The sequence below is a fragment of the Rhodanobacter sp. C05 genome, assembly GCF_002001165.1.
GTDB lineage: Bacteria > Pseudomonadota > Gammaproteobacteria > Xanthomonadales > Rhodanobacteraceae > Rhodanobacter.
On sequence record NZ_MUNQ01000010.1, the window covers coordinates 271,625 to 284,313 of the forward strand.

The window sequence follows — 12,689 nt, forward strand, 5'->3', positions numbered from 1 at the left end:
ATGCACTTATGGATCGCAAGATATTGTTGATTTATCGATCCAGCTGTTGCCGGTTTTACACTGATTTTACTTGGATTGCCTGTCTTAATTCGTAATAAATTTCGCTTTGAATGCGACGCTGCAACGACACGCAATTTTCGTGAAATCTTGCAACAATTTGAATTTGATCACGTTAATTGAGTGTTTTGGCCAATCGCTGATTATTGGCAAATACCATTGCAGACACCGATGCCGAGTTGCACACTCGACGGAGCACAACGGGGTATCAAGAGTGCTGGGGTAAGGGGCACATGCCGTTGCGTTATCGGAGAGAGATTTAACCAGCTGATTGAGTGCCGGGCTTATTTGGCGGCGCGTATTCAGGTGGATTAGTCCCTTCGTTGATTGAGCACTGGGTCGCACCACAATCAAGCGCTGTGGTGAGGCAGAAACAGGCATGGACGTAGACGTTGATGCCCGGTGTCTGGATGGAAGACGGTAATCACAAGCCGTCGCAGGGGCGTAGGTTCTGCACGCAAGGTGCTGTTCGCAAAGTAGATCCGGCTAGCGCGCCATCAACTTTTTGACCAACTTACAGGAAGGGGCTATATCCATGAAGCAGGGTTATTTCATTCTCAGCGCATCCATTGCAGCGGCGCTCGCTGGCGCACCGGTTCTGGCGCAGCCGATGGCTGCGGGCAATCTCGTGACGGCAGCTGCTGCCAGTGAGGCGCCACGCGTCACCCAGACGATCAACAACCAGCAGGTGTCCCCGCTGGCGAAGACGCACCTCAAGTTTGTTGAGACAACTTCACCGGGCAAGCAGTTGGCCGATTCTTTCAAGATGAATCATCTGCAGCTGGTGCTCAAGCCCAGCGCCGCGCGTCAGGCCGCACTGACCAGCCTGATCGCCGACCAGCACAATCCGAAGTCGTCCAGTTTCCACCAGTGGCTGACCCCGGAGCAGTTCGGTGCATCCTATGGCGTGGCCGACAGCGACATCGCCGCGGTCACCTCGTGGCTTAAGGCGCAGGGCTTCACCGTCAACAACGTGTACCCGAACAAGACCCAGATCGATTTCAGCGGCACGGTCGGTCAGGTGAAGGCAGCTTTCCATACCCAGGAAAACATCTACAACTTCGGCAAGGGCGGCAATGCCAAGGAACAGCACATTGCCAACGCCGGCGACATCAGCATCCCGCTGGCGCTGAAGGATGTGGTGGCCGGCGTGATGGGCCTGAACGATTTCCACCCGAAGGCGATGAACCGGCCGATCAAGGGCGGCAAGTGGGACGCCGCCAAGAAAGCCCTGGTGCTCAGCCAACCGAAGACTTCGAGCAAGGCCAATGGCAAGAGTCAGGCGATCAGCGTGGGCTATGCCGGAAATAACCCGCAGGGCGTGATCCGTGGCCTGGTGCCGAACGATATGGCGACCATGTACGGGATCAGCACGATCCGCGGCAATGGCGTGACGGGTACGGGCGTCACCATCGCGGTGGTCGAAGATGATTCCATGGTTCCGGCGGACTGGACCAATTTCACCAGCACCTTCAACCTGACCAGGTTCGGCGGCACCTTCAACCAGATCCAGCCGGCGCCGAGCAGTGGCGTCAACAATTGCGCTGATCCGAACACGATCTACGGCCCGGGCCAGGACGATGGCGAAACCTTGCTCGATGCAGAGTGGTCGACAGCCATTGCGCCGGGCGCGAATATCCAGGTTGCCAGCTGCGCGGACTATTACCTCGATGGCAGCAATTACTATTACGCGACCTCCAACTTCTTTGGTGGTGTCTTTGTCGCGGCGACCAATCTGATCAACGAAACAAGCGGCCGTCCTGACATCATCAGCGCCAGTTATGGCTTCGGCGAACAATTTACCGACAGCGCCAGCAAGATGGGAATCGACCTGATGTGGGCGCAGGCTGATGCCGAAGGCATTTCGGTGTTTGTCTCCACCGGTGACTCCGGCTCCAACCCGAGCTTCAACGGTGGCCTGATCAACGGCGCCGCGGGCAATACGGCAGTCGATGCCAACTCGTTCGCGACCTCGCCGAACGACACGGGCGTCGGCGGTACCGATCTGGCCGACATCATCGATGGCACCACCAGCAAGTACTTTGCGGCCACGCCGAGCGTCGTGGGTGGGTCGGCACTCTCCTATGTGCCGGAGATTCCGTGGAACGAGTCGTGCGGCAACGGCGTGGCAGCCACGTCGATGGGCTATGCCAAGGTGATCGGTTTCTGCAATGACGTCATGCGGTATGCGCTGAATCCGCCCGCTACGGCGACCAATCTGCAGTACTACCAGTACACCTGGGAGACCTCCGAAGCCGGCAGCGGTGGTCCGTCAATGTACGATCGCAAGCCAGCGTGGCAGCGTCAGGTCTACAACGCGGCGCCGGACCAGTCGCGTGACCTTCCGGATGTGTCGTTGTTCGCCGGCTCGTTTGGCGATGACACTTTCGTGGCAGTGTGCTCGGCGTACTACGTGTGCACCCCGGATTTCACTGCCGGCACGCCGGCAAATCCGAATCCGAGCGGCGTCGGCCTCAGCGGCGGCACGTCGCTGGCTTCACCGATGTTTGCGGGCATCCAGGCCTTGATCGATCAGGGTCTGGCGGCGCGTGGTCTGAACCAGGATCAGGGCAATGCGGCACCGACGCTGTATGCGCTGGCGGCCAACGAGTACGGTAGCGCCACGCAACCGAATTCGGCGAGCCTGAGCACTTGCAATGCCAACAACGGCGCCACCGGCACGAGCGGCTGCGTGTTCCACAATGTAACCAGCGGTTCGATTTCCACCGCCTGCTACAGTGAGACGGGTGCGGGTACGTACGCTGCGCAATCGTTCTTGACGCCGAATTGCTATTACTACAATACCTTGCTTGTTGATGGTACGGCAGGAACTGCAAATACGTTGACGGTCAATATCGGCCTCACCACCAGCGATGCCAACCCCACCGGCTATACCCCGACGAACAAGGCGTTCAGTGCCCAGCCGGGCTGGAGCTTTGCTGCTGGTCTGGGTTCGGTGAATGTCACCAACCTGCTGATCGCCTGGCGTGCCTTCGTAGGCGCTCCGCCGGCAGCACCATCGGCACCGTAATGAAATAACGCTTGAAAGGTGATGTTTGATGGAAGCCCCTGGCTACACGGCCAGGGGCTTTTTTATTGATCGACATAAAATCGGGTGTCGCGGGAGCTGGCTTGCGATATTCGCAAAATATTGGCGATCTGCAATCAGGCTCGCAAATTAATGCGCCTTGAGCCTTCGATGCACCTCAATGTAAATGCAATTGCAGATAAAAAAAGCAAGTCGCACACTCACCAACTTAAGGAAAGTATTGCCATCAAGTTCGAGGCTGAAGGGTATGCAGCTCTCAAGCGGCTCGGCGATGGGGTGCATCTGGTCATGGCGATCGGCGAGTGTCGAGCGATTTTCATGAATTTTTGATTCGGGCAGAACCGGGATCTGCATAACCCGAGGTAGTAGTGCAATGCGTCATGTGTATATGCAACGGGATTCAATGAGTACAGATCAACGATAACCGAAGGCGGGGGCAAAGAGCGGTCATTTGGGGCGTGGCAGGCATGCAAGCAGATGTCGTGAGTGGTGTTCGCAAAGTGGATATGGCAATTACGCCATCAACTTTTTGATCAACTTACACAGGAGCTTCATCATGAAACAAAGCTATTTCCTTCTCAGTGCGTCGATCGCCGCCGCACTGGCCGGCGCGTCCACCATGCTGATGGCGCAGCCAATTGCTTCTGCAGGTGTCAGTGAGGCGCCACGGGTCACCCAGACCGTCAGCAATACCAACGTGGTCACGATCCCGAAGACCCATCTGGCATTCATTGCCGCCGCAACGTCGAGCACCCCGCTGGCCGGCACGGTCAAGATGAATCACCTGCAGCTGATACTCAAGCCCAGTGCGGCGCGTCAGGCGGCGATGGAGACGACTATCGCCAGCCTGCACAATCCCAAATCGGCGCAGTTCCAGAAGTGGCTGACGCCGCAGGAGTTCGGTCAGGAGTTTGGCGCGAACGTCAGTGATATCGCCGCCGTGACATCCTGGCTGACCGCGCAGGGCTTCACCGTCAACACCGTCTACCCGAACAAGACGCAGATCGATTTCAGCGGCACGGTCGCTCAGGTGAATGCGGCGTTCCACACCCAGGAAAACGTCTACACGCTAAGTCAAACAGTTCAGGATAAGACAACTGGAAAAGTCACCCAGGTCCCGGTCAAGCACCTGTCCAATGCCAGCGACATCAGTATTCCGGCGGCGTTGGCACCCGTGGTGGCGGGTGTGATGGGCCTGAATGACTTCCATGCGAAGCCTCTGGCCAAGAAGCCCAAGGTCGCGCAATGGAATGCGTCGAAGAAGGGTTTTGCAGCCAAGGACGCCACACCCACGGCCCCGAGGGGGATCAGCCAAGCCGTCTCGTTCAACGGGGGCGCCTTGCGCGGTCTGGTGCCGAACGACATGTCCACGATCTACAACATCAAGACAATTCGCGGCAACGGCCTCACCGGCGCTGGTGTGACCATTGCGGTCGTCGAGGACGACGACATGGAGCCGGCGGACTGGACCAATTTCGTCAGCACCTTCAATCTTGGCCAGTACGGCGGTACGTTCAGCCAGATCAATCCGGCGCCGCCCAGTGGCCCGAACAACTGCGTGGATCCGGCCGTAGCTTATGGTTTTAACGACGATGGCACAGAGACTGTGCTCGATGCGGAATGGGCTACCGCGATCGCACCCGGCGCGACCATCCAGGTGGCTACCTGCGCAGACTATTACTTCGAGGGCAGCAACTTCTATTACGCGACCACCAACTTCTTTGGTGGTGTCTTTGTTGCGGCGACCAACCTGATCAATGAATCGAGCGGCCGTCCGGACATCATCAGTGCCAGCTACGGCTATGGCGAGTACTTTACCGATCCCGCCAGCAAGACGGGTATCGACATGATGTGGGCGCAGGCCGATGCCGAGGGCATTTCGGTATTCGTCTCCTCCGGTGACTCCGGCTCCAACCCGAGCTTCAATGGCGGCGTCATCAACGGCTATGATGGCAACACGGCGGTCGACGCCAACTCCTTCGGCACCTCGCCGCATGACACCGTGGTCGGTGGCACGGACTTCGCCGACTATCTCGAAGGCACCACCAGCCAGTACTTCGCACCGACGCCGAGTGTGGTGGGCGGCTCGGCTTTGTCGTATGTACCGGAGATTCCGTGGAACACGTCCTGCGGCAACGGCGTCGCCGCGACGGCGATGGGTTTCAGCAGTGCTGTGGCGTACTGCCAGGAATACCTGAAGTACGACCCACAGGGTGACTACCTGACATCCGAGGGCGGCAGCGGCGGTCCCTCATCCGTGGATGCGAAGCCGGCGTGGCAGCGGCAGATCTACAACGCGGCGAACGATCAGTCGCGCGATGTTCCCGATGTCTCGCTGTTCGGCGGGTCGTGGGGTGACCACACTTGGGTGATCCTCTGCACCGAAAAATATCCATGCGCACCGGGCTTCACAGGAGCGACTGCACTGGAGGCGGGTACCTCATTGTCGTCGCCGATGTTCGCCGGCATCCAGGCGCTGATGGATCAGGGACTGGCTGCGCGCGGTCTGCCGATGGACCAGGGCAATGCGGCACCGACGCTGTATGCGCTGGCGGCACAGGAATATGGCGGTGCGACCGGTACGCCACCGGCCACGCTGGCTACCTGCAACGCCAACAATGGCACCTCGGGAACCAGCGGCTGCGTATTCCACAATGTCACCAGCGGCTCGAACTCCACGCAGTGCATTGAGGAGCAACCGTCATACAGCTTCACCACCAACAACTGTTATTTCTACGGAACAGTGGACTACAACAATATACAGGTCGGCTTGACCAGCACTGTCGCTGCACCCACCAGTTACACGGCGAACAACAAGGCCTTCCCGGCCCAGCCGGGCTGGAGCTTTGCCAACGGCCTGGGCTCGGTGAATGCCACCAACCTGTTGATCGCCTGGAGGGCATACGACAACGCGCCGCCGGCGGCATCGACTGTAGTTACCGTCAAGTAATCGCTACTTTGTTTTAACGATGCCCTGGCGGCTGAAACCGCCAGGGCATCGTTTGTTTTTGCGATCTGATTTTGATTTGGTTCATTTTGCTGTCACATGGGTTTAACATTACTGGCCAGCATCACGAATAAAGCTGTCGACTTGGGGGGCGAATGACCATTATCTCGCTGCATCTGCCGAAAACGGCGGGAACGAGCTTCGGCAAGTCTCTATCGCTCCACTTCGGTGCTCGCTACAGGCCTGATTACGGTGATCAGGCCATAAGCAAACCTGTGCTCCAACGTCGCGAATCTGCGCTTGCGGCAGGTATGGAAATTGCCGAACAGGGCCTGGGCGACTGTGAATGTGTACACGGTCATTTTCTGCCGGTGAAGTATTTGCCACTTGCTGCCAGGCGCGAACTCACTTTCGTTACATGGATGAGAGAGCCTGTCGCCCGAATAATTTCCCACTACTACTACTGGCAGGAAAGCTACGATGAAAAAACTGCAGCGCCGCATCATCGGCAGGTCATCGAGCAACGCTGGACCTTGGAGCAGTTTTGCCTGAGCGAGCAGTTCAGAAATATCTATACTCAGTACTTGTGGAGCTTTCCGCTGGAAAATTTCGCCTTCATCGGTACCAGCGAAAATTATCAGGAGGACTTGCAGGAATTTTGCCGGCGTTACTTGTCGGTGAACCTGAAGCCGCAATGTCAGAATGCTGCGAAATACTCTGGCTTGCGTGATCCATTGGATAAGGCTTTTCTGGACACCGCGCGTGAATTCCATGCAGCCGACATGCAGCTGTATCAACAGGCCCTGAAGTGGCGTGAGAGATGGACTGGCGGCATGCTGCAGCAGCGCGAAAATCGGGCCGAATCTGAACTATCGGTTTTCGTCGAGTAGTACGTGCTGCGCCAGCAGCAGGATTTATCCGCTGGATATCAGCCTTCGACCAGTAACCGCTGGAACTCGCGGGCGATTACGTGCGTACTGAAGCGCTGTTGCACGTATTGATGTGCGGCCATACCCATCGACTTGCGCAGGGACGGATCGCACAACTTCAGAATGGCTTCGCGCCACGCGGGTGCATCGTCTGGTGGCAGCAGCAGCCCGGTCGCGCCTACCCGCAGTGTCTCGGGAATTCCGCCGATGTCGCTGCCCAATACAGGAACGCCGGCGGCTTGGGCCTCGACCGAAACCCGGCCGAACGTTTCCGTCGCGATTGATGGGAAGGCCAGCATCGAGAATGCGCTGTAATAGGGATGGACGTCATGGATCCAGCCCAGGAAGTGGTGTCGCGCCGCCATGGGATGCGCCGCAGCGCGGTCGCGCAGGGTCTGTGCATCCGGGCCATCACCCAGCCACAGACAGTGCAGCCGTGGCTCCACGGTCATGGCTGCGGTAGTGGCTTCGAAGAGGGGGAATATGCCCTTGCCGTCGTGCATGCGGCCGGTATAGCCGAGCACGATCGCGTCCTCGCTGATTCCAAGCGAACGCAGGATTTCGCTGCGCTGTTGTGGATCGAACCGGCACAGTTCCATGTTCACCGGGTTGTACAGCACGCGCACCAGGTGCCCCGGTGTGCCGCGATCCAGGTAGGCCTGGCGGGCATGTTGCGAAACGGCGAAGAAACGTTGCGCGAGCCGTGGAATCAGGTAGGCGGAAAACCGTTTCATGGGCGGCGCGCGATGCCGGAACAGCGCGACCTGCACGCGCAGCAGCCGTCCGGCCAGGATCAGCGGCCAGTACTCCTTGCCGAAGTTGCCGACCAGCCAGTCGGGTTTCAGATCTCGCGCGGCCCTGAAGACGGCGGCATAGCCGCGCAGATCGAGCACGTTGCGGAATTTCGCCTTGTACAGTCGCACATGCGACTGCGCCAGCCCGTGGCAGATCAGCCCGTCGGGATAGACCACCACACTGACCTCATGCCCGGCCTCGGCCATCGCCTGTATCAGTGCGACGAAATGGCTGGCGGCCCCGGTATTCTCGGGGTTGGTGCCGACAAAGAGCAGTTTCACGCGCGGCGGTCCTCGTAACCCGACATCACGCGCATTGCGAACTGTGGCAACAGGTGGTGGCGCGCGATCTGCACACGTGGCAACTGCCACAGATCCATGCCGGCGCTGGCCCGGCCTCGCGCCGTGGTGGTCGCGGCGGTGAAGCCGGCCTCACGAACCATGCCGGCCACGCGATCGTCGGCATCGCCATACGGGTAGCAGAACTGCGTGACCGGCGTGCCGAGGTGATCTTCCAGCGTCGCCTTGCTGCCGTGGATCTCGTCGCGCAGTTGCGCGTCGCTGCACTGGGTCAGGCGGGGATGGCTTCGGGTATGTGCGCCGATCTCCATGCCGCCGCGTTGCCATTCGCGCAGTTGCTCGACCGACATCAGCGGTTTGCGCACACCCAGCCGTTCGTCGTCCCACTGGTTGTACTGACCGATGCTGCCGCTGACGACGTAGCAGGTGGCGCTGAAGCCGTGGCGCTGCAGTATCGGCAACGCGGACTCCAGGTTGTCCACGTAGCCATCGTCCAGCGTGATGATGGCGATGCGGCCGCTGTGCTCACCTTGCAGGTAAGGCATCGCGGCGGACATGGACAGCCCGGTGTAGCCGAATCGCCGCAGCAGCCACATCTGCCGCGCGAACGCGCCGGGGTTCACGTACAGGCTGCGCCAGCGGCGGATGTCGCGCGGGGCGTTCGCGATGTTGTGATAGGTGAGGATCGGCAGGGGAGTTGCCGGCATATCGAGGCTCATACGATGCCCCGTGTTTCACGACGTACCGGTTGCGCGCAGGAGATGACGCCGGGTTGGCTTGAACAGGCGCGCTCGCACCGGCGAAGGGGCAGCCGGTGCGGACATGAATGGGTCGACATGGTTTGGGGAGGCCTTCGGAAACTGGTGCAATTTCACATGGGGCACCCTTTCGTCGGCCTGTCGAGTTCAATAGGGCGCAGGAGTGTCCGCTGGCCGCGTCTTGAAGCGCTTGTGCACCCACAGATACTGCTCCGGTGCCTCGCGCACCATCTGCTCGATGCAGACGTTGATGCGGGCGGTGTCGGTCAGCACATCCGCGCTCGGAAAGTCTTCCAGCGGTGCGCCCAGGCGCAAGGCGTAGCCCTGGCCGTCCGGCAGGCGACGATGGAAGAACGGGATCACCACCGCGCCGGACAACCGGGCCAGATGGTGGGTGGCGGTGATCGTGGCCGCCGGCACGCCGAAGAACGGCACGAACACACTGTCCTTGCTGCGCATGTCCTGGTCCGGTGCGTACCACAGCGTGCCGCCGCCGCGCAGTTGTTTCACCGTGCCTCGGATATCGTCCTTGTCGAACATCGCCTCGGCGTAATGCAGACGCGAGCGCAGCACGACCCACTCGAACACGGTCGAATCCATCTTGCGGTACATGCCGGCAATCCGGATGCGTTGCGAGACCAGCCGTGCGCACAGTTCCAGATGCGAGAAATGGCCGCCGACCAGCAGCACGCCCTTGCCCTGCGCACGTGCCGCTTCGAGATGCTGCAATCCCTCGATGCGGGTCGGAATGCGCGCCATGCGCCGATCGCTGCCCATCCAGCCCAGCGCGAACTCGACCATCATCAGACCGATGTCGCGCAGGTTGGCATCGACCAGCCTGGCTTGTGCAGCCGCATCGAGTTCGGGGAAGCACAGCGCGATATTCGCCTCAGCGATATGCCGTCGTTGCGAGGGAACGCGCAGCACCAGCGCACCGAGCCGGCGGCCGAGCCACAGCAACGCAGCCTGCGGCAGTTGCGCAATCAGCCAGATCACGGCCACGCCCAGCCACGCCGGCCAGTGGCGCGGCGCAAGCAGTGAGCGGGTGAAGGTGGGACGGGACATGCCGGGCATCGTCGGCATTGTAGCGGGCTACCCGGGATCAGGCTCGTGGTGGCCGCTCTCGCTATACTCCCGCGTTGTCATCAAGGATCGGCCGTTGCGCTATCTCTATACCCTCGCGATGTTCCTGGTGACGCCCTTGCTGGTGTTGCGTCTGCTCGCACGCGGAGTGCGCTCGCGACCGTACCCGCGACGCTGGCCCGAGCGTTTCGGCTTCTTCGATGCGCCCGGTTTCAGCGGCAGCCTGTGGGTGCATGCGGTATCGGTCGGCGAGGTGAATGCGGCCGAGCCGCTGATCAAGGCACTGCGCCAGGATTATCCGGACGCACCGCTGGTGATCACCACGATCACGCCGACCGGGACTGCGCGGGTGCATCAGCTGTTTGGCGACAGCGTGTTCCATGTCTATCTGCCGTACGACCTGCCGTTTTCGGTGAGCCGTTTCCTCAATCGCGTGCGACCACGGCTGGCGTTGATCGTGGAGACCGAGATCTGGCCAAACCTGTATTTCGCCTGCCGTCGTCGCGGCATCCCGCTGATGATCGTCAACGCGCGCTTGTCCGAGCGTTCGATGCGTGGTTATCGGCCGCTACGAGCGCTGGCGCGTTCGGCCTTGCGCTGCGTACACCAGATTGCCGCGCAGTCACGCACCGATGCCGCACGCTATCGGTTGCTGGGTGCCGACCCGCAAAAGATCGTGGTCACCGGCAACATGAAGTTCGACATGCCGATACCGGAGGGCGCCGTGGCCGATGGTGCGGTCATGCGCAATCACTGGGGGCCGCGGCGCCCGGTATGGATGGCCGCCAGTACGCACGAAGGTGAGGAGCAGGCCGTACTCGAGGCGCATCTGCAGGTGCTCAAGCGTCTCCCGGATGCGCTGCTGCTGCTCGCACCGCGTCACCCGGAACGCTTTCGCCTGGTCGAAAACTCGGTGCGCAGTCTGGGCTTCACGGTCGCCACGCGCAGCGCCGACGGCATCCCGCTGCCGGCTACCCAGGTGTTCGTGATCGATGCGATGGGCCAGTTGATGCCGTTCTTCGCGGCCGCCGATGTGGCCTTTGTCGGTGGCAGTCTGGTGCCCATCGGGGGGCACAATGTGCTTGAGCCAGCGGCCTTGTCCGTCCCTGTGCTGGTAGGGCCGCATACCTTCAATTTCGAGGAGATCACGCGCAGCCTGATCCAGCAGGGCGGCGCCGAGTGTGTGCGGGACAGTGCCGAACTCGGTCCGGACGTGCTGCAGCTGCTGCGTGATCCTGCCAGGCGCGAGCGGATGGGATTCGCTGCGCAACAGGTATTCGAACGCGAACGTGGTGCCGTGCAGCGGATCATGCAGCTGATCGATGCCTTGCTGCAGGAATAGCCATAAAGCACAACGGCCGGGTATGACCCGGCCGTCTTCTGCATGTGGCATCGCTGAGGGTTTACTGCAGCAGCGCGTTGATCGCCTCGACGTCCTTTAGGTCGGCGGTGCCGGCGGCCTGTTTCAGGAGCAGCTTGTTCAGGATGAACTGATGACGGGCTTGCGAATAGCTGCTTTCCGAGGAGGTCAGGGTCTGGATCGCCAGCAGCACGTCGGTCATGGTCTGGGTACCTACCGAATAGCCGGCCCGGGTAGCGTCCAGTGCTTCCTGGCCCGATTGCACCGATGCCTTGCCTGACTGCACTTGGGCGATACCGGCAAGTACCGAACGGTAATAGTTCAGCGTGCTGGCCTTGACCTGGCGACGTTCGGATTCCAGCGAGTCCTGGGCGGCATCACGCTGGTAGATCGACTGACGCACCTGCGACTGGGTAAGGCCGCCGGAGAAGATTGGCACGCTCAGCGTCAACCCGATCGTGGTTGAAGCAGGGGTGTTCTGATGGATATCGGAGTTCTGGTACCAGCTGGCGCTCTTGCCGTAGTTGACATTGGCGCTGATCGTCGGCAGATGGCCAGCACGTGCTGCGGTGATGTTGTGTTCGGCGGTCTGCACATTGTCCTTTTGCGCGAGCAGGCTGGGATTGGACTCCAGCGCAGTTCTCACCCACTCGTCGGGGTCGTTCGGCGCAGGTGGATCGAGCGGCAGGTCGTCACGCAGCTTCTTCAGGTCGCCGGTCGGCTTGCCAGTGATCTGGCTCAACGCCTCACGATCATTGTCGAGTGTGTTCTGGGCTGCAATGGTCTGTGCCTTGGCTGCCTCGTAGGCGGCCTTGGCCTGATACGAGCCGGTAATCGCCGCAATGCCTACTTTGTACTGCTGGTCGGCCTGGTCGTACTGCCGCTTGAGGGCTTCTTCGTTGGCCTTGGCAAAGGTCAGCTGATCCTCGTCGGTCAATACGGTGAAATAGGCGGTGGTGACGCGCACGAACAGCGCCTGCAGCGCGGCCTGATAGGTCTGATCCTGCGCTTCCGCAGCCGAGTGGGCTGCCTTGAGGTTGGCGTACTTGCTGAAGTCGAACACGCTCTGGCTGAGCTGGCCGTTGATGTCGCGGGTACGGGTATGACCGAAACCGCTGGTGTCGATGACCTGGCCGGGATTGTTTGGATCCTCGAAGCTCTGACTGCCGGAGCTCTTGCTCTGGCTCAGCGTCAATCCTGCCGAGACCTGTGGCAACAGCAGCGCGCGGGCCTGATCCACGCCTTCACCCGTGGACAGCCGAGTGGCATCGGCTTGCGCCAGCACCGGGTCATTAGCACGTGCCTGCTGGTAAGCATCGAGCAGGTCCTCGCCATGGCTGGGCAACGAAGTGGCGGTCAGGGCCAGGGCCAAGGTGAGCAGCTTCAAACGCATGGGTTGCCTCGTGGGGAAT

The 12,689-nt window shown here is 60.6% G+C and carries 9 protein-coding genes; 5 read left to right on the forward strand and 4 right to left on the reverse strand.

All coding sequences use genetic code 11. The features are described 5' to 3' along the window. The first annotated feature begins 592 nt into the window (after positions 1-592). The 4 genes from B0E51_RS11100 (at position 593) to B0E51_RS11115 (ending at position 6,943) form a co-directional block, all read left to right on the forward strand. Positions 593-3,088 carry a protease pro-enzyme activation domain-containing protein gene (locus B0E51_RS11100; protein ID WP_077444961.1) on the forward strand — a complete coding sequence of 832 codons (2,496 nt, stop codon included), beginning with the start codon at positions 593-595 and terminating at the stop codon, positions 3,086-3,088. Positions 3,089-3,172: 84 nt separating this feature from the next. After that, positions 3,173-3,436 carry a hypothetical protein gene (locus tag B0E51_RS11105; protein WP_143525880.1) on the forward strand — a complete coding sequence of 88 codons (264 nt, stop codon included), beginning with the start codon at positions 3,173-3,175 and terminating at the stop codon, positions 3,434-3,436. Between the two features lie 226 nt (positions 3,437-3,662). Then, the gene (locus B0E51_RS11110) at positions 3,663-6,056 is read left to right on the forward strand and encodes a protease pro-enzyme activation domain-containing protein (RefSeq protein WP_077444963.1); all 2,394 of its coding nucleotides are present in this window, start codon (positions 3,663-3,665) and stop codon (positions 6,054-6,056) included. A 152-nt stretch (positions 6,057-6,208) separates the two neighbouring features. Then, complete coding sequence (locus B0E51_RS11115) at positions 6,209-6,943, forward strand: sulfotransferase family 2 domain-containing protein (RefSeq protein ID WP_077444964.1); 735 nt, start codon at positions 6,209-6,211, stop codon at positions 6,941-6,943. Between the two features lie 38 nt (positions 6,944-6,981). Here the strand turns inward: B0E51_RS11115 and B0E51_RS11120 are convergent, their stop codons facing one another. From B0E51_RS11120 to lpxL, 3 genes are all read right to left on the reverse strand, one after another. Next, positions 6,982-8,058 (reverse strand): glycosyltransferase family 4 protein, encoded by a 1,077-nt coding sequence (locus B0E51_RS11120; RefSeq protein ID WP_077444965.1) that lies wholly within the window; start codon positions 8,056-8,058, stop codon positions 6,982-6,984. After that, entirely contained in the window at positions 8,055-8,795 is a 741-nt protein-coding gene (locus tag B0E51_RS11125) for a polysaccharide deacetylase family protein (protein WP_077444966.1), read from the reverse strand. Before B0E51_RS11125 ends, B0E51_RS11120 begins: the two co-directional genes overlap by 4 nt. A gap of 186 nt (positions 8,796-8,981) precedes the next feature. Then, complete coding sequence (gene lpxL / locus B0E51_RS11130; protein ID WP_254424500.1) at positions 8,982-9,899, reverse strand: LpxL/LpxP family Kdo(2)-lipid IV(A) lauroyl/palmitoleoyl acyltransferase; 918 nt, start codon at positions 9,897-9,899, stop codon at positions 8,982-8,984. Between the two features lie 94 nt (positions 9,900-9,993). On the opposite strand from lpxL, the gene waaA reads away from it, so the two are divergent. Beyond that, positions 9,994-11,259 (forward strand): lipid IV(A) 3-deoxy-D-manno-octulosonic acid transferase, encoded by a 1,266-nt coding sequence (gene waaA / locus B0E51_RS11135; protein ID WP_077444968.1) that lies wholly within the window; start codon positions 9,994-9,996, stop codon positions 11,257-11,259. A 61-nt stretch (positions 11,260-11,320) separates the two neighbouring features. Here waaA and B0E51_RS11140 read toward each other — a convergent pair whose 3' ends face one another. Beyond that, entirely contained in the window at positions 11,321-12,670 is a 1,350-nt protein-coding gene (locus B0E51_RS11140) for a TolC family outer membrane protein (RefSeq protein ID WP_077444969.1), read from the reverse strand. Between the last annotated feature and the right edge of the window lie 19 nt (positions 12,671-12,689).

What these genes read in the sequence shown, in the direction of transcription:
- B0E51_RS11140 (WP_077444969.1), bottom strand. Translation starts at nt 12,670, where the DNA reads ATGCGTTTGAAGCTGCTCACCTTGGCCCTGGCCCTGACCGCCACTTCG.
- lpxL (WP_254424500.1), bottom strand. Translation starts at nt 9,899, where the DNA reads ATGTCCCGTCCCACCTTCACCCGCTCACTGCTTGCGCCGCGCCACTGG.
- B0E51_RS11110 (WP_077444963.1), top strand. Translation starts at nt 3,663, where the DNA reads ATGAAACAAAGCTATTTCCTTCTCAGTGCGTCGATCGCCGCCGCACTG.
- B0E51_RS11115 (WP_077444964.1), top strand. Translation starts at nt 6,209, where the DNA reads ATGACCATTATCTCGCTGCATCTGCCGAAAACGGCGGGAACGAGCTTC.
- B0E51_RS11125 (WP_077444966.1), bottom strand. Translation starts at nt 8,795, where the DNA reads ATGAGCCTCGATATGCCGGCAACTCCCCTGCCGATCCTCACCTATCAC.
- B0E51_RS11100 (WP_077444961.1), top strand. Translation starts at nt 593, where the DNA reads ATGAAGCAGGGTTATTTCATTCTCAGCGCATCCATTGCAGCGGCGCTC.